Genomic DNA, 16,242 nt, shown 5'->3' on the forward strand with positions numbered 1-16,242 from the left:
CGCGGGGCGTCGATAAGCCCGAGGGAATCCGTAGGCAGCCGCCGCAGGCGGCAACGAGGATGACGACGGGGCAGTCCGGAGCGAAGGCTCCGGACCGCAATCGTTGCCCCGCGCATCGCAGGGCCCCGACGCGACAGGCGCCTTAAGAACTCAAAGCCGCCCCGAACAAAATCCCCCTTAATGTCGAATCTCAGCCAGGAACTTCCTCGCCCGCTCCGTCCCCGGCCGAGTAAAGAATTCCTCCGGCGTCCCCGTCTCCACAATCCGCCCCGCGTCCATGAACCACACACTATCGGCGACCTCGCGGGCAAACCCCATTTCGTGCGTCACGCACACCATGGTCATGCCGTCCCTGGCCAGGCCCTTCATCACCTGCAGCACCTCGCCCACCATCTCCGGGTCCAGCGCGCTGGTCGGCTCGTCGAACAGCATCACGGGCGGGTTCATTGCCAGCGCTCGCGCGATGGCCACGCGTTGTTGCTGCCCGCCCGACAGCTGCGCCGGATAAGCGTCGGCCTTGTGCGCCAGCCCGACGCGCTCCAGCAGCTGCAGCGACCGCTCGCGGGCTTCGGGACGGCGGGCGCGCTTGAGCTGCAGCGGCGCCAGCATCAGGTTTTCCAGCACCGACAGATGCGGGAACAGGTTGAACTGCTGGAACACGAAACCGATATGGCTGCGCAAGGAATCCAGATGCACCTTGGGGCCGTAGATATCCTGGCCATCCACCTCGATCACGCCCTTCTGGATCGGCTCCAGCCGGTTCACGGTGCGGATCAGCGTGGACTTTCCCGAACCCGACGGCCCGCAAACCACCACCACCTCGCCACGCTTGACCTGCGCCGTCACGTCGGCCAGCGCCTGGTATTGGCCATACCACTTCTGTACTGCGGAAAATCGGATCATGTCGGCACCGCCTTGGGAGCAGGCATGAGCCCGGCGCGCCGCCTGCCGATGCGGCGTTCGGTCAGGTGCACGAGAGAGCTCAGGCCAAAATTCAGGATGAAATAGGTCAGCGCCAGCAACCCGAAGACCTCGAAAGGCTTGGTCAGCAGCACGCTGTTGATCTGGTTGGCGGCATAGGTCAGTTCCTGCACGCTGATGACGTAGGCCAACGAGGTTTCCTTCACCGTGGAGACGAACTGGCTCAGCATGCTGGGCAGCATGTTGTAGAGCGCCTGCGGCAGGATCACGCGCCGCATGGTCTGCAGGTATGACAGGCCGAGCGCCCGACTGGCTTCCTGCTGCCCCGGCGGAAGCGCCTGGATGCCCGCGCGGATGATCTCGGCCAGGTAGGCGCTTTCGTAGCAGACCAGCGCGACGATCATCGTGGTGGTGCCCGCCACCGGCCGGCCGATGATGAGCGGCACGAAGAAGTACGCCCAGAAGATGAACATCAGCAGCGGCAAGCCCCGCACCAGGTAGACCACTGCCGAGGCCGGCCAGTAGAACACCCGATAGGGGCTGATCCGGCCCAGCGCCAGCAACACGCCGCAGGGAAGCGCCAGCGCCAGGCTGACCGCGGCCAGTCCCAGCGTCGCCACCAGGCCGCCGATGGGGCCTTGGGGATACTGCCCGATGAGCAGCAGCAGCCAATTGTCCTTGAGTATGTCCCACATGATCAGCGCGCTCCCAGCGGACGGTAACGTCGTTGCAACAGCGCTCCCCCGCCCATGATCAGAAACGACAGCAGCAGATAGATGACGGTCACCACGGCATAGGCCTCGAAGGTCTTGAACGTGTAGTTCTCGATTTCGCGGCCCGCTGCCGTCAGCTCGGTCACGCCGATGGCCATGGCCAGGCTGGTGTTCTTCAGCAGCAGCAGGGTCTGGTTGAGCAAAGGCGGAATCGCGATGCGGAAGGCTTGCGGCAGCACGACCTTGCGCATGGTGGGCAGGAAGCCCAGCCCCAGCGCGCGCGATGCCTCCACCTGCCCCGGCGGGATGCCACGCACCGCGCTGCGCAGGTCTTCGCAGACGTAGGCCGACATCACCAGCGCGATGGCGATGCAGGACAGGATGAACTCGCTGCCGTGACTGTTGAGCCAATCCGCCGCGCCTTGCGGCAGCAACGCCGGCACGCCGAAGTACCAGAACAGGATGTGCACCAGCATGGGCACGTTGCGATGGAACGCGACATACACCGCGATCACCGCGTTGGCCACGGGCGAGCCTGTCAGGCGGATCACCGCCAGCAGGCTGCCCACCAGGAACGCCAGGATCCAGGCCAGCCCGGCCAGCGCCAGGGTGGTAATCAACCCCCTGAGCAGCCAAGCCGGATACTCGCCCTGGAAAATGGCGCTGAAGTCGAAAACGTAATGCATCGAAGCAGGCTCCAGCGCGGTCCGCGCATCAACCCTTGATGGCTTCGATGCGGAAGTCGCGCTTCATGTTGAACTGGGTGCCCGCGCCGAACCACTTATCGAACGTCTTGGCGGCCTGGCCCGAAGCTTCCATTCCGTCGATCACCTTGTTCACCTGATCCAGCATGGCGGTATCGCCCTTGCGCACGCCCATGCCCCAGGGTTCGACAAACAGCGCCGGCTCCAGGATCTTGACCGGCACCGCGCCGCCCGCGGCCTGCTGCTTCAGCTTGACCAGCATCAGCTCGGACGCCACGAAGCCGCCGACCTTGCCTTGCTGCAACGCCAGGAAGGCGCCGCTGGGGTCCTTGAAGGTCACAGGCTCGACATTAGGGATGTTCTTGCGCGCGCCCTGCTCCGACGACGACCCGCGCACGGCGCTGACGCGCTTGCCCGCCAGGTCGGCCGGCGCCTTCAGGTCCTTGTCGGACTCGCGCGCCAGCACTTTCTGCAGGCTCACGAAATGCTGGTGCGAGTAATCGATCTGCTGCGCGCGTTCGGGGCTCCAGCCCAGGTTGGCCGCCACCACGTCCACGCGCCCGGCAATCAGCTCGGGAATGCGCGCCTCGACGGCAATCAGCTTAAGTTCCAGCGGCACGCCGAGGCTGTCGGCGATGGCCTGGCACATATCGACTTCGTAGCCCACGATGCCGCGGGTCTTCGGATCCTGGAAACTGAAGGGCTCGGCCGTGCCCATGGTGCCGCAGATGAATTTGCCGCGCGCCTTGATATCGGCGAGCGTATCGGCATGGGCGGCAGGCGCCAGCGTGGCGACCAGGCCGGCCGCGGCGACGACGGAAGCGATCAATGTCTTCATGGTATTTCCCCTGGAATATAGGTATGGGTACTGCTTAAGAACGCTGCGACGCCGCAGCGGGCCTCGGGGCGGCCCTGGAGCCGCCCGTGGAATCAAACCAGGCTGGCGCAAGCCTCGCGGATGCGCCGGCAGCCTTCCTCGATGTTCTCCATCGACGTGGCGAAACTCAAACGCAGATAAGGCGACAAACCATAGGCCGAGCCGTCCAGCACCGCAACGCCTGCCGTATCCAGCAGGAACATCACCACGTCCAGGTCGGTCTCGAGCACGCGCCCGGTTGGGGTGCATTTGCCCAGCAGGCCCGCCACCGACGGGTACACGTAGAACGCTCCCTGGGGTTGCGGGCAGCGCACGCCGGCCACGTCGTTCAGCAGCGCAACGATGCGGTCGCGGCGCGCATGGAATACGTCCGCGGCCTGGCGCACGCAGTCCTGGTCGGCGGTCAACGCAATGCGCGCGGCCGACTGGCTGATGGCACTGACACAGCTGGTGCTTTGCGAGATGAGCGTCGCCATGGCCTTGATCAGGCCCTTGGGTCCGCCCGCATAGCCCAGACGCCAGCCGGTCATGGCATAGGCCTTGGACACGCCGTTGATGGTGAGCGTGCGGCCAGCCAGCGCAGGCACGGCCGCCGCCGGCGACTGGTGCCGCGCCTCGCCATAGGCCAGGTGTTCATAGATTTCGTCGGTCAACAGCCACACCCGCGGATGGCGCTCCAGCACCTCGCCCAGAGCCCGCAGTTCGGCAGCGTCGTACATGGCGCCGGTGGGGTTGCTGGGCGTATTCAGCAGCAGCCATTTCGTGCGCGGCGTGATCGCCCGCTCCAGCGCCTGCGGCGTGAGCTTGAAACCGTCGGACTCGGGGCACGCCACCACCACGGGCGTGCCGTCATTGACCAGCACCATGTCCGGGTACGACACCCAATACGGCGCCGGGATGATGACCTCGTCGCCCGCCTGCACGGTGGCGGCCAACGCAGTGAAGATGAGCTGCTTGGCGCCCACGCCCACGATCAGTTCGTCCAGCGCGTAGTCCAGGCCGTTTTCGCGTTGGAACTTGGCGCGCACGGCCTCCAGCAGCGGCTTGGCGCCGGTGGAAGCGGTATAGCGGATGTCACCGCTATGGAGCGCGTCGATGCCGGCCTGCACGATATGGGCGGGCGTGGGCAGGTCCGGTTCACCCACGGTGAAGTCGACGATATCGCGACCCTCGGCGCGCAACTGGTCGACCCGGCTCTTCGCCGCCATGCTGGGCGAAGGCTTGATGGCGCGCGCGCGGTCGGCCAGGAATTCGGTTGCGGCCAGGCTCATGCCAACCCCTTGGCGGCAAAGGCGGCCTGCATCCAGCTCTGCGTTTTGTCGCCGGCCGCGATTTCGGCCATGATGCGTTCTTCCTTGGCCGCGTGGGCCTGTGCAGCCGCGATCAACGCGTCGGCCTCGGCGGGCGGGAAGCTGACCAGGCCGTCCTCGTCGCCCACCACGATATCGCCGGGATTGATGACCTGCCCGCCAATGGACACCGGCACGTTGACCTCGCCCGGGCCATCTTTGTAGGGGCCGCGGTGGATGTGGCCACGCGCATAGCAGGGGAAGTTGTCCGCCTCGAAGGCGGCCACGTCGCGGATGGCGCCATCCACCACCACGCCCGCGCAGCCATGGACCTGGAGATAGCGCTTCATGATTTCGCCCAGCACGGCATTGGACAGGTCTCCCCCGGCGTCCACCACCAGCACGTGGCCCGGCTGCACCTGCATCATGGCTTTGTAGATGAGCAGGTTGTCGCCCGGGCGCGTCTTGACGGTCAGTGCGGTGCCAACCAGCTTGCCGCCGCCGTTGTAGCGGCGCAGGCCCGATATGCCTTCGCGGCGCGCGAGATTGTCGCTGAGATGCGGCGTGACGATGCCGGCCAGCGCCTGGAGGACAGCCGTGGAAGCGACGGGAGAGGCCGGCAATACCCGGGCGCCAGTGTGAATAGAGGCCATGACGATCTGCAAAGTCCTGAGTCGGTAGTAGAGGCAGGTGCCATGGTGCGAGCTTTTCCGATTCCGAAAAAGGGATTAAATTTCCACGAACTTGATCTCTTTATGGAATATAAGGGTTAGCCCTTAATGGAAATTTCGGAATGAAAACCCCCGGCAAGGACGATCCCGCGTGCTGACCTTCAAGCAGATCGAAGCCCTGTATTGGACGGTCAGGCTGGGCACGTTTTCGGCCTCGGCCCAGAAGCTGCACACCACCCAATCGGCGATCACCAAGCGCATCCAGGAACTGGAGGCGGACTTCGACATCGCGCTGTTCGACCGCTCCGGCCACCGCGCCGAGCTGACCGCTCGCGGACATGAGGTGTACGCGCTGGCCGACGAAATGCTGGGCCATCGCGACCGCCTGCTGGTCCGGCTGAAGGGCCAGCACACGCTGACCGGCACCTTCCGCTTTGGGATTACCGAGATCACCGCCATGACCTGGCTGCCCGCCCTGATCCGGCTGCTACGCGCGCACTACCCTCGCATCACGTTGGAGCCGCATATCGACCTGGGCGCGGACCTGCTCAAACGCCTGCAGGCGGGGCAGCTGGACATGGCGTTCCTGCACGGTGAATTCGCCGAACCCAACCTGCAGGCGGTCCCCCTGCAGCGGCTGGAATTCGCATGGATGGGCAGCCCCGACATGATCGATTCCAGTCGCGTCTACACACCCGCAGACATCGCCGCCCTGCCCCTGCTGCGGCAAAGCCGGGAGTCGGGGCTCAACATGATCTACGACGGCTGGCTGCGCCCCCATACGCCGGCCAGCAACATCTTCACCATCAACAGCCTGATCGCAATGGCGGGGCTGACGGCGGCGGGCTTCGGAGTCAGTTGCCTGCCACGGGACTATTTCGCGGACATGGTCAGCGCGAAACGGCTGGTCATCGCCCGCACCACCACGGCATCGCCGCAATCGGTGTATTGCGCGATGTTCCGGCGGGACGCAGATGTGGCGTTTTGCCAGAGCGTGGCGGAACTGGCGGAGAGTTGTTGTGAGTTTTCGGGGGGATGGCAGTAGAGGGGGGCCTGCCGCGCCCCCAGGGCCGCTACAGCGCGCTCAGGATGGCGTCTCGGGCCTGGTGGGAAAGCTCCAGTCGCGTCGGCAAGCTTCCGTCCGGATGCCGCGCCGGCAACGGCGGCAGGAACACCACTTCGACGGCAAGCCCCGTCACTCCCAGCACGCGCCAGAGATTTGCCACCAAGGATTCCTCTCCGACAAAGGCCGCGTAGCCGCTGCGTTTGCCATGCTGCAGGAATCGCAATGCCACCGGCTGGATCTCCACGGCGGCGGCGCGCGCGGGTTCGAACAGGCTCGCATGGAACGGCAGCAGCTCGAAGCCTTCACTCGTGGTGCCTTCAGGGAACAGCCCGACCGCATCGCCTTGCTTGAAGCGGGCTTGCATGGACTCGCCCATCGCGTGCACCGCGTGGCGTTGGCCGCGTTCGATGAAGAGCGTGCCGGCGCCAGCCACCAGCCAGCCGATGATCGGCCAGCTGCGGATCTCGCTCTTGGCGACGAAGGAAGTGGCGCGCGCCGAATTCAGCACGAAGATGTCGATCCAGGACACATGGTTGGCCACCATCAGCACCGGACCGGTCAGGCGCGGCTCGCCCTTGAGGACGACCCGCAGGCCACAGAATGCCATCAGGCAACGCGACCAGCGGCGGTTCAGCCAGGCTCGCGACTTGTGCCCGATCAGCGGATATACCAGGCCCACGCACACAAGGCCGAAGAGAATCCAGGGCACCACGAGGAACAGCCTAAGGACAAAGCGCAGCAGCTTCAAACCGGAGTCTCCCAGGCCAGGCTGCCACCCACCACGGTGGCGCGTACACGGCCGGGCAGCATCATACCCGCGAACGGGGTATGGCCGCTGCGGCTTTGCAGCGCGCCAGGCTCCACCAGCCATTCGGCATCCAGGTCGACCAGGCACAGGTCGGCCGGCGCTCCCGGGCCCAGATGGCCGGTCGCGCCCGCTTGGGGCGCGATCTTGTCCAATACCGCGGCAGGACCACAGGTGACCCGCGCCAGCGCTTCGGCCAATGGCCTGCGATGGTCGCGCGCCCACTTCAGGGCCAGGGACAGCAGCAGCTCCAGACCCGTCGCGCCGGGCGCGGCCATAGGAAACGGCACGGCTTTGCCCGCATCGTCGACCAGGGTGTGATCGGAACACAGCGCGTCGACCGTGCCGTCCGCGAGCGCCGCAAGGATCGCGTCGCGGTCGCGCTGGCCGCGCAAGGGCGGGTTCAGGCGGAAGTCCGTGTTGAAAAAGCCGATGTCCACGTCCGTCAGATGCAGATTGTGGACAGAGACATCGGCGCTCACAGGCAGGCCTTCGCGCTTGGCAGCGCGCAATAGTTCCAGTCCGGCGGCCGTGGACAGCCGAGTCAGGTGCACGCGCGCGCCCATGGCGCGCTGCAGTTCAAAAATGGTGTGCAAGGCCACGGTTTCCGCCTGCGCAGGCAGCCCTTCGAGGCCGAGGCGCTCGGCATAGGCGCCGCTGGCGGCGACCGCGCCGCGCGCCAGCCACGGATCTTGGGGCCTCAGCCACAGCGCATGGCCCATGCCGCTGGCGTAGCGCATGGCCCCCCAGAGCACGCGCGTGTCGACGATGCCTTGCTCGCCTTGCGCATATGCCAGGCAGCCAGCCTGGGCCAGCAAACCCATTTCCGCCAGCGTTTCTCCGGCCAGCGCCACGGTCATCGCGCCCAGCGGATGGATTCGGCATTGCCCCGCTTCGGCCTGGCGCATCAGCGCCTCGACCTTGCCTGGCTCGTCCAGCGGCGCAGCGGAGTCCGGCGGCAACACCAGCCTGGTCACGCCGCCGGCCAGGGCCGCGCGCAGCTCGGATGGCGCGAATGATGCCGCGCCGGACTGCGTTACCCGCGCCGACAGGTCGATCAGGCCAGGCAACACGGCCAATCCGGCGGCGTCCAGCCGGCTGTCCGCGTGAAAGCCGTCGGGCTCGCGCCCCACCGCAACCACATGGCCGTCCGCGATGTAGAGATCGTGCTGCCCATCCCGTGCATTGGCCGGATCGATCAGCCGCCCGTTGGCGACGTGCAACCTCATGGCGCATCTCCGGTCAGCAGTTCCAGGGCGGCCAGACGCAAATATTGTTCAAGGTCCGCCAGTTGCGCCTCGATGGGTGTCAGGCTGGCCGACACGTCGCCATCGGTCTCGATGCCGGGCGTCAGCACGCCCGCGGGCAATAGCAAGGCATCGGACCGGGCGGCCGCCAGCGCGGCCGGCGTCAGGCCGTAGGCCTGCGCGTACTCTCGGGCGGAGGGCAACCACGCGCCGCTGATCCCTTCCACCTTCAAGGGCAGCACGACGACGACGTCGGCATCCTGCAGACCTTCCCGCAGCGAAGCGCAGGCGCGCACGCCCAGTTGCGGCAGGCCATCGGGCAAGAGCGTGCGCGGCGCGGCGGCCCGGACTTCGGGCACGCCCAATGTCGTCATGGCATGGATGACGGAACGCGCCATGCGCGAGTGGCGGACGTCGCCCACCAGCGTCACGGCCAGGTTGGTCAGATCCTGCCGCGCATCGATCATGGCCTGCACCAGCGCCAACGCCGGCAAAGGATCGGCATGGCTGCCGTCGCCGGCGTTAAGGACGCGCAGGCCCGGGGCGGCATGCGCGGCCGCGCAATGCGCCGCGCCGCTGGCGCCATGCCGCAGCACCAGCAGGCCTGGCGCCAGCCGGGCCACGGTTTCGGCCAGCGCCGCGCCGGCCTGCAAGTCCAGCGCCACCGGCGACAGGGACAGCCGTCCGGCAGCGGCGGCAAAGGCGTCACGGTCCTGCGCCGAATCATCGGGCAGGCACAGGAACAAGGGTGCGGCGGACGACGAGGCGGCGGGCGCCGCGCCCGTCGCATGAGCACGCGCAGCGTCCAGCAGCCGTTCGACATGCCGGCGAGGCAGGCCTTCCGTAGTCAGCAGGTGTATCAGTTCGCCGCGGCGATCGAGTTGCGGATTGAGCATAGGCAGTCCGGACCGCGCGCGTCAGGACGCAGGCAGGGTGTCCAGGTATCGTTGCAGGATAACAGCCGCCGCCATCGCGTCGTCCGCGGCATGCGTGCCCAGCAGGCGCTGCGCTTCCATGCTGGAGCCGCGTTCGTCGACCAGTTCGACGGTCAGGCCGAAGCGGCCATGCAATTGATTGGCGAAGCGCCGGCAACGCGCGGTGGCCGGCTGTTCTCCGCCGTCGGCGTCCAGCGCCAGCCCCACCACGACGCGGTGGGGCTGCCACTCCTGCAAAAGCGCCGCAATGCGGCCGAAGCGCGCCTCGCGGATTTCACTGAAGATGATTTCCAGCGGACGCGCCTGGCGCGTCAGCGTATTGCCGATGGCGATGCCGATCTTCTTCTCGCCAAAATCGAAGGCGAGCAGGGTTTCTTCAGGCATGGCCGGCATCGCCCGCCAACATCACCGGATCGATGCCCAGCAGCTTCAGCGCTGCCGGATAGCGTTCTTCGGGCGGCACATCGAAAATGATGGTGTCGTCCGCGCCCACGCTGAGCCAGGCATTCTGGGCCATCTCGCTTTCGAGCTGACCCGCACCCCAGCCGGCGTAGCCCAGCGTAACCAGCATGCGGGCTGGACCCTTGCCATCGGCCACGGCTTGCAGCACGTCGCGCGAGGTGGTCAGCGCCATGTCGCCCAGCTTGATGCTGGAGCTATAGTCGCCGGCGGGCGCGTGCAGCACGAAACCGCGGTCGGTCTGCACCGGACCGCCAAAGAAAACCAGGGTGTCCTTCACCGGGCCGATCTCGAGCGTCAGATCGATACGCTCGAACAGCGTGCCCAGCGTCAGGTCGGTGGGCCGGTTGATGACCAGGCCCAGCGCGCCGCGTTCGGTGTGCTCGCAGACATAAATGACCGAGCCCGCCAGGCTGCCTTCCACCATGCCCGGCATGGCGATCAGGAACTGGTTGGCAAAGTTGGCTGCCTGCGTCGTGGCGTCTTCGTGGTGTTTTTCCGTCATGGCAACCCCTACATGGGTAATCTGAAAGAACCGTGGGGAGGCCGCGCGTACACAGCAAGCATCATGCCTGGCGCCAGTCCGTCCCACGGTTGCGAAGGATGGGGCGTAGTCCCATCTTACGAGCCTTGGCGGATTATGTCGGCGCTAGCGCCTCAGATTTCCATCAGTTCAAAGTCCTCTTTGCGGGCGCCGCATTCAGGACAGACCCAGTTCGGCGGCACGTCTTCCCAGCGGGTGCCGGGGGCAATGCCTTCATCGGGCAGGCCGGCCTCTTCGTCGTAGACCCAGCCGCAAATCAAACACATCCAAGTACGCATAGTTCTCTCTTACATCAATTCCAGGCCCTTGACCCGGCGTCAGGGCAAAGGCGGGGGGCTTCCATTAGAATGGGGACAATCTTACCGAAACCCAATAGGGGTTCCCCTGATTCACCGCAAATGAATCCGGGCGCCCCCTACTCTAGCGCTGTCCAAGTGGCCCCCGTTACTCCCCCTCTCGTTTTGGTCTTCGGTCCGCTCGACCCTTCGGGCTCCGACGGCCTGCCGGCAGATGCCGTCACCTGTGCCAGCCTGGGCTGCCATGGCCTGGCGGCCGTGACCGCGCTGACCGTGCGGGATACCGCCGGCATCGAAGAAATCCATCCCGTTACACCCGACCTGCTGGACGACCAGGCGCGTTGCCTGCTCGAAGACATGTCCGTGCAGGCCATCAAGGTGGGCGGACTATACACCGCGGAAACCGCCAGCGTCGCGGCGCAGGTCGCGGCCGACTACAGCCAGGTGCCGCTGGTGCTGCATCTGGGCCAACGCGCCCAGCCGCCGGCCGACGCCGCGGACGAGGACGAGGCAGACGACCTGCTGGCCGCCACCCTGGAATTGGTGCTGCCGCAGACGGACCTGCTGGTTATCGAACACCTGCGCCTGGCCCAGTGGCATGCCGATGGTGACATCGATATCGGGGACGCACCAACGCCCATGCATGCCCTGCTGGCTGCGGGCGCGGAATGGGTGTTGGTCCTGGGCAGCCCGCAGCGGCCCGGCCACTACGCGAACATGCTCCTGGGCCCCAACGGCCAGACCGCTACGTTGCCCTGGCAGGCGCCTCCGGACCGCAACGGCGACGCTGGCGGGGTGGCAGCGACCGCCATCGCGGCCATGCTGGCCCGTGGGCTGGAGATGCCCGAAGCCGTGCGCCAGGGGCTGACCCACGCCGACGCCGCTGTCGCCGCCAGCTTCCTGCCCGGCATGGGCCGGCGCATTCCCAACCGGATTTCTCCCCAATGAAAGCGCTGCGCTTCCCCACTGGCCTTTATGGCGTCACTCCCGAATGGGACGATACCGACCGCCTGCTGCTGGCGGTCCGCCAGGCCGCCGAGGGCGGCATGCGCTCGCTGCAGCTGCGCCGCAAGAACGTGCCCGACGCCGTGCGCGCCGCGCAGGCGCGCGCACTTGCGCCGCTGTGTCGCGAGCTGGGCGTGGTCTTTCTGATCAATGACGACTGGCGCCTGGCGCTGGACGTGGGCGCCGACGGCGCTCATGTGGGCCGCGAAGACGAAAGCCTGGCGCGCATCCGCGCCGAGGCCGGTCCCGACCTGATCCTTGGCGGCTCCAGCTACGACGACCTGGGTCGCGCGCAGGAACTGCTGGCTGCGGGCGCCGACTACATCGCCTTTGGCGCCATGTTCGCCTCCACCGTCAAACCCGACACCGTGCGCGCGCCGCTGTCGGTGCTGACTGAAGCCCGCCGCCTGACCGACAACTGCGACGCGCCGCGGCCCGCAGTCGTCGCCATCGGCGGCATCACGCCCGACAACGCGCCGCTGGTGGCGGCGGCCGGCGCCGACGCCATTGCCGTCATCACCGGGCTTTTCGAGGCGCCCAGCATCCGGGCCGCCGCGGCCGCCTGCTCCGCGCCCTACTCCGTCAACCCCAACCGCAAGCCTTGAACGCCATGTCCAGTAACGCTCAGCTTTTCGAACGCGCCTGCCGCAGCATCCCCGGCGGCGTCAATTCGCCCGTGCGCGCCTTCCGCTCCGTGGGCGGCACGCCGCGCTTCATCAAGCGCGCGCAGGGCCCCTACGTGTGGGACGCGGAAGACAAGCAGTACATCGATTACGTCGGCTCCTGGGGCCCTGCCATCCTCGGCCACTCGCATCCCGAAGTGGTGCGCGCCGTGCAGGAAGCCGCCGTCAACGGCCTGTCATTCGGCGCCCCCACCGAAGCGGAAATCGAACTGGCCGAAGTGCTGATCTCGCGCCTGCCGTCGCTGGAACAGGTGCGCCTGGTCAGTTCCGGCACGGAAGCCACCATGACGGCCATCCGCCTGGCCCGTGGCGCGACGGGCCGCGCCAAGATCGTGAAGTTCGAAGGCTGCTACCACGGCCATTCGGACAGCCTGCTGGTCAAGGCCGGCTCGGGCCTGCTCACCTTCGGCAACCCCAGCTCGGCAGGCGTGCCGCCGGAGTTCGTCTCCCACACGCTGACCCTGGAATACAACAACCTGGATGCCGTGCGCCAGGCCTTCGCCCAGCATGGCGCCGACATCGCCTGCATCATCGTCGAGCCCGTCGCCGGCAACATGAACCTGATCAAGCCGGCCGCGGGCTTCTTGGAAGGCCTGCGCGAAGTCTGCACGCAGCACGGCGCGCTGCTGATCTTCGACGAAGTGATGACCGGTTTCCGCGTGGGCCCGCAAGGCGTGCAGGGACTGACCGGCGTCAAGCCGGACATCACGACGCTGGCCAAGGTGATCGGCGGCGGCATGCCGGTGGGCGCCTTTGGCGGCAGCGCCGAAATCATGAAGCACATCGCCCCGCTGGGCGGCGTCTACCAGGCCGGCACGCTGTCGGGCAACCCGGTGGCCGTGGCCGCTGGCCTGGCCACGATGCGCCTGATCGCCGCGCCAGGCTTCTATGACAAGCTCGCGGCCCAGACCGCCAAGCTGGCCCAGGGCCTGCAGGAACGCGCCCGCGCGGCCGGGCTGGCCTTCTCGGCGGATTCGATCGGGGGCATGTTCGGCATCTACTTCAGCAATCAGGTCCCGACCTCTTTCGCCGAGGTCTCGGCCTGCGACACTGCGGCGTTCAACCGCTTTTTCCACGCCATGCTGGACCACGGCGTGCACTTTGCGCCGTCCGCCTTCGAAGCCGGTTTCGTCTCGGCCACGCATGACGACGCGGTGATCAAGTCCACGCTGGACATCGCCGAAAAGGTCTTCGCGTCGATGTAACGGCATTGGGGGGGCCGGCCCGCGGCCGCTCCCCCTCAGGGCGCCTTGTAGTGCTCGTACAAGGCGGTCACGTCCCGGACGTACGCCTGGGTTTCCGCATAGGGCGGCACGGCGTCGTACTTGCGCACCGCTCCCTCGCCGGCGTTGTACGCCGCCAGCGCCAGATCCAGCCTGCCGGGATACTGGTCTATCAGCCGGCGCAAATGGCGCGACCCCGCGTTCACATTGGTCGCCGGATCCACCAGCGCGGTCTCCACGTCCGCCACTGACAACAACGGCGCTGCCGTCGCCGGCATCAGCTGCATCAGTCCCAACGCCCCCTTGGGCGAGCGCGCATCGCTGCGGAACCCCGATTCAATCGCGATCACCGCGGTCAGCAACGCCTGGTCCACGCCCGACTCGCGCGCCGCCCGCGCAATCAGTCCGTCATGTGCGGCGGGTACCTTGAGTTCACCCCAACGCTGGGCGCGCGAGGCGGGCGCCAGCGACACCAGGCGCGCCCCGTCGCCCGACTTGGGCTCGCACTCCAGGCAGACCTTCATGCCGCTGCCTCGCCAGGCCGTCCGGGCTTGCGCCCGCTTGTAATACTTGGCGTAGCCCGTAGGCACCTTCATGGATCGCCAGACGCCGAACGGATCCTTGTAGCGATAGATGTCGGCTGCCTGGGCGGGACTGGCGGGTGCCAGCGCCAGCGCACCCGTCACGATGGCTGCCAAGGCCGCCATGCCCCCGGCGCGCGCCAGGAGGGCGCGCAAGGCCGGCAGGACGGAACGGGGGTGGCAGTGCATGGGACAGGGCTCCGGCGGCGTCCGTGGACGCATGGTCGAGCTCCTATGCTGCTGCCACGCTGCCGTTTTGTCGCTAGTACCGACGTCCTAGTTCTGGCCGGCCGGTCGCCATCCCAGGGGAAAACGGGGCAGGAACTAGGGCAATCGGCGGAATCTGTGCACCTACTTTCCAGTAGCCTGCAATGGCTGGGCTAGAATATGACTTAATATTTCCTATAATTACGAAATGATTGAACCTGGCGGCTGACGCCAGGCTGGAGACGGTGAGATGGACGCAGAAAACACGCTCCGGCTGATGCTGGATGCCTCGACCAACGTCCTGACGGCGGTCTACACGCCACCGGCGCATCCCGATCCGGCGGATGGCGCCATCGGGACCGCCGCGCCGTCCCCGCTGGCCGCGGCGGACGACGACGCCGCCCTCGATGCCGACGCCAGTGTCGCTGTCGCCGATGAAGAGGCCGAACCGCGCCCCCGCGTCAATATCGACCTGCCTACCTGGGACATGCTGGCCGCGGCCGCCGCCGCCCAGGGCTGGAACGCCGAAGCGCTCGACAGCCAGGCCGTCCTGGGTTTCATCGACTTGTGCCGCAGTGCCACCGAGACCGTGCAAGCCCCGGTCGGCCAGGTCATCGACGGTTCGTTCGAGCTGGAACTGGACGCCGAGCGCATGTCCGCCCTGCTGACCCTCCACGCGCCCAAGGGTGGCCAGCCCGTGGCCCTGGAGGCCGTGCGCGCGGCGCTGGCCGAACGCGGCATCGTCCACGGCATCCTGGAACAGGAACTGACCGACGCCGTCGAACAGGGCCGCCGCGACACCGTGCAGATCGCCCGCGGCACGCCCCCCACCCGAGGCACGCCCACGCGCTTCGAAAGCCTGCTCGACCGCCTTAAGCCGCGCGGCGAAGAAATCGACGAACTGGCCCAGGTGGACTACCGCGACCTGGGCAGCCTGCTGCTGGTATCGCCCGGCACGCCGCTGATGCGGCGCACTCCGCCCCTGCCCGGTGTAGATGGCACCAACGTGCTGGGCGAACCGGTCCTGCCCGAGGAACTGCCCAACACTCCGTTCGCCAACGATCTGTCCGGCGCCGAGGTGGACCCGGAAGACCCGCTGCTGCTGCGCGCCACCATCGCCGGCACGCCCACGCTGGTCAGCCACGGCGTCCAGGTGAATCCCATGGTGGAGGTCGACGCAGTCAACCTGACCACCGGCAATATTCATTTCGAGGGTTCGCTGCTGGTGCGCGGCGACGTCGCCGCCACCATGGAAGTCCACGTGACGGGCGATGTGGTCGTCAACGGCACCGTCGAGGCCGCGCTGGTCGAGGCCGGCGGCAATGTGACCGTCAAGGGCGGCATCATCGGCCTGGCCGAAGCCCTGCAGGACGCCGCGGCGGCGGCACGCACCGCCCGCATCGTCTGTGGCGGCGCGCTGCGCGCCAAGTTCATTGAAAACGCCGTCATCAGCGCCGGCCGCGACGTGGACGTGGAACGCGAGGTCCGCCAGAGCAACATCGCGGCGGGCGGCAGCGTCAACGTCGGCCCTCCCAACACGCAGCAAAGCGCCATCACCGGCGGCCAGATCCGCGCCATGCAGGCAGTGCGCGCCGGCACCATCGGCTCGCCCGCGGGCATCCCGACACTGGTCCAGGCCGGCCTGGATCCGCATGCCGACATCAAGCGTTCGGCGCTGGCACGCAAGCGCCAGAAAATGAACGAAGAAAAGGCGAAGCTGGAACAGCTGCTGATGTTCCTGCGGGCCAATCCGCAACGCGCCCCCGGCGACGTCGCCGAGCGCGCCCGCAACACCCACGTCAAGCTCAGCCGCGATCTGCTGCAGCTGGACGCCGAGGAAGCCCAGCTGGTGCACGACCTGCAGCCCCTGGCCAGCGCCACCATCCAGGCCACGCGCCGCTTCTGCAGCGGCGTGACCATTCAAGTGGGCAACAAGGTGCAGGAATTCCTGGAAGACCAGATCGGTGGCAAGGCCGCCGTGGAAGACGGCCAGATCGTCATACGCTAAGGCCGCGT

At 67.2% G+C, this 16,242-nt stretch carries 18 protein-coding genes; 5 read left to right on the forward strand and 13 right to left on the reverse strand.

The window, feature by feature from the left end; genetic code table 11:
• Nucleotides 1-177 precede the first annotated feature (177 nt).
• From CEY08_RS29350 to CEY08_RS29375, 6 genes are all read right to left on the reverse strand, one after another.
• Complete coding sequence (locus CEY08_RS29350; protein ID WP_042796295.1) at nucleotides 178-903, reverse strand: amino acid ABC transporter ATP-binding protein; 726 nt, start codon at nucleotides 901-903, stop codon at nucleotides 178-180.
• Nucleotides 900-1,616, reverse strand: a complete 717-nt coding sequence (locus tag CEY08_RS29355) for an amino acid ABC transporter permease (RefSeq protein WP_042796294.1) — start codon at nucleotides 1,614-1,616, stop codon at nucleotides 900-902. The genes CEY08_RS29350 and CEY08_RS29355 overlap by 4 nt, the downstream gene beginning before the upstream one ends.
• A gap of 2 nt (nucleotides 1,617-1,618) precedes the next feature.
• On the reverse strand, nucleotides 1,619-2,320 hold the full coding sequence (locus CEY08_RS29360) for an amino acid ABC transporter permease (protein WP_076816451.1): 702 nt from the start codon (nucleotides 2,318-2,320) through the stop codon (nucleotides 1,619-1,621).
• 28 nt (nucleotides 2,321-2,348) lie between these two features.
• On the reverse strand, nucleotides 2,349-3,176 hold the full coding sequence (locus CEY08_RS29365) for an ABC transporter substrate-binding protein (protein ID WP_076816454.1): 828 nt from the start codon (nucleotides 3,174-3,176) through the stop codon (nucleotides 2,349-2,351).
• 92 nt (nucleotides 3,177-3,268) lie between these two features.
• The gene (locus CEY08_RS29370) at nucleotides 3,269-4,486 is read right to left on the reverse strand and encodes an aminotransferase class I/II-fold pyridoxal phosphate-dependent enzyme (RefSeq protein ID WP_076816456.1); all 1,218 of its coding nucleotides are present in this window, start codon (nucleotides 4,484-4,486) and stop codon (nucleotides 3,269-3,271) included.
• On the reverse strand, nucleotides 4,483-5,157 hold the full coding sequence (locus tag CEY08_RS29375; RefSeq protein ID WP_076816458.1) for an RraA family protein: 675 nt from the start codon (nucleotides 5,155-5,157) through the stop codon (nucleotides 4,483-4,485). Before CEY08_RS29375 ends, CEY08_RS29370 begins: the two co-directional genes overlap by 4 nt.
• A gap of 169 nt (nucleotides 5,158-5,326) precedes the next feature.
• On the opposite strand from CEY08_RS29375, the gene CEY08_RS29380 reads away from it, so the two are divergent.
• The gene (locus tag CEY08_RS29380; protein WP_088607870.1) at nucleotides 5,327-6,220 is read left to right on the forward strand and encodes a LysR family transcriptional regulator; all 894 of its coding nucleotides are present in this window, start codon (nucleotides 5,327-5,329) and stop codon (nucleotides 6,218-6,220) included.
• A gap of 28 nt (nucleotides 6,221-6,248) precedes the next feature.
• On the opposite strand, the gene CEY08_RS29385 is transcribed toward CEY08_RS29380, so the two are convergent.
• The 6 genes from CEY08_RS29385 to CEY08_RS29410 form a co-directional block, all read right to left on the reverse strand.
• Nucleotides 6,249-6,989 (reverse strand): lysophospholipid acyltransferase family protein, encoded by a 741-nt coding sequence (locus CEY08_RS29385; RefSeq protein WP_042796288.1) that lies wholly within the window; start codon nucleotides 6,987-6,989, stop codon nucleotides 6,249-6,251.
• The gene (locus tag CEY08_RS29390) at nucleotides 6,986-8,275 is read right to left on the reverse strand and encodes a dihydroorotase (protein ID WP_076816461.1); all 1,290 of its coding nucleotides are present in this window, start codon (nucleotides 8,273-8,275) and stop codon (nucleotides 6,986-6,988) included. The genes CEY08_RS29385 and CEY08_RS29390 overlap by 4 nt, the downstream gene beginning before the upstream one ends.
• On the reverse strand, nucleotides 8,272-9,189 hold the full coding sequence (locus CEY08_RS29395; protein ID WP_076816463.1) for an aspartate carbamoyltransferase: 918 nt from the start codon (nucleotides 9,187-9,189) through the stop codon (nucleotides 8,272-8,274). The genes CEY08_RS29390 and CEY08_RS29395 overlap by 4 nt, the downstream gene beginning before the upstream one ends.
• A 21-nt stretch (nucleotides 9,190-9,210) precedes the next feature.
• Nucleotides 9,211-9,612, reverse strand: a complete 402-nt coding sequence (gene ruvX / locus CEY08_RS29400; RefSeq protein WP_042797533.1) for a Holliday junction resolvase RuvX — start codon at nucleotides 9,610-9,612, stop codon at nucleotides 9,211-9,213.
• Nucleotides 9,605-10,192, reverse strand: coding sequence for a YqgE/AlgH family protein (locus CEY08_RS29405; protein ID WP_063641307.1), 588 nt, complete (start codon nucleotides 10,190-10,192; stop codon nucleotides 9,605-9,607). Before CEY08_RS29405 ends, ruvX begins: the two co-directional genes overlap by 8 nt.
• A 152-nt stretch (nucleotides 10,193-10,344) precedes the next feature.
• Complete coding sequence (locus tag CEY08_RS29410; RefSeq protein ID WP_003814980.1) at nucleotides 10,345-10,509, reverse strand: rubredoxin; 165 nt, start codon at nucleotides 10,507-10,509, stop codon at nucleotides 10,345-10,347.
• Nucleotides 10,510-10,665: 156 nt separating this feature from the next.
• Between CEY08_RS29410 and CEY08_RS29415 the strand changes: the two genes are divergently transcribed.
• The 3 genes from CEY08_RS29415 to hemL are packed head-to-tail and all read left to right on the forward strand — an operon-like array spanning nucleotide 10,666 to nucleotide 13,420.
• Nucleotides 10,666-11,475 carry a bifunctional hydroxymethylpyrimidine kinase/phosphomethylpyrimidine kinase gene (locus CEY08_RS29415; protein ID WP_367648382.1) on the forward strand — a complete coding sequence of 270 codons (810 nt, stop codon included), beginning with the start codon at nucleotides 10,666-10,668 and terminating at the stop codon, nucleotides 11,473-11,475.
• Nucleotides 11,472-12,137 (forward strand): thiamine phosphate synthase, encoded by a 666-nt coding sequence (gene thiE / locus CEY08_RS29420; protein ID WP_076816468.1) that lies wholly within the window; start codon nucleotides 11,472-11,474, stop codon nucleotides 12,135-12,137. Before CEY08_RS29415 ends, thiE begins: the two co-directional genes overlap by 4 nt.
• A gap of 5 nt (nucleotides 12,138-12,142) precedes the next feature.
• A complete protein-coding gene (gene hemL, locus CEY08_RS29425; protein ID WP_042796282.1) occupies nucleotides 12,143-13,420 on the forward strand; it encodes a glutamate-1-semialdehyde 2,1-aminomutase in 1,278 nt (425 codons plus the stop codon).
• A gap of 35 nt (nucleotides 13,421-13,455) precedes the next feature.
• Here hemL and CEY08_RS29430 read toward each other — a convergent pair whose 3' ends face one another.
• Nucleotides 13,456-14,208 (reverse strand): lytic transglycosylase domain-containing protein, encoded by a 753-nt coding sequence (locus CEY08_RS29430; RefSeq protein WP_063641309.1) that lies wholly within the window; start codon nucleotides 14,206-14,208, stop codon nucleotides 13,456-13,458.
• Between the two features lie 268 nt (nucleotides 14,209-14,476).
• Between CEY08_RS29430 and CEY08_RS29435 the strand changes: the two genes are divergently transcribed.
• Nucleotides 14,477-16,234, forward strand: coding sequence for a flagellar assembly protein A (locus CEY08_RS29435; RefSeq protein ID WP_084738629.1), 1,758 nt, complete (start codon nucleotides 14,477-14,479; stop codon nucleotides 16,232-16,234).
• The last annotated feature ends 8 nt before the right edge of the window (nucleotides 16,235-16,242 follow it).

The sequence above is a fragment of the Achromobacter insolitus genome, assembly GCF_002209555.1.
GTDB lineage: Bacteria > Pseudomonadota > Gammaproteobacteria > Burkholderiales > Burkholderiaceae_B > Achromobacter > Achromobacter insolitus.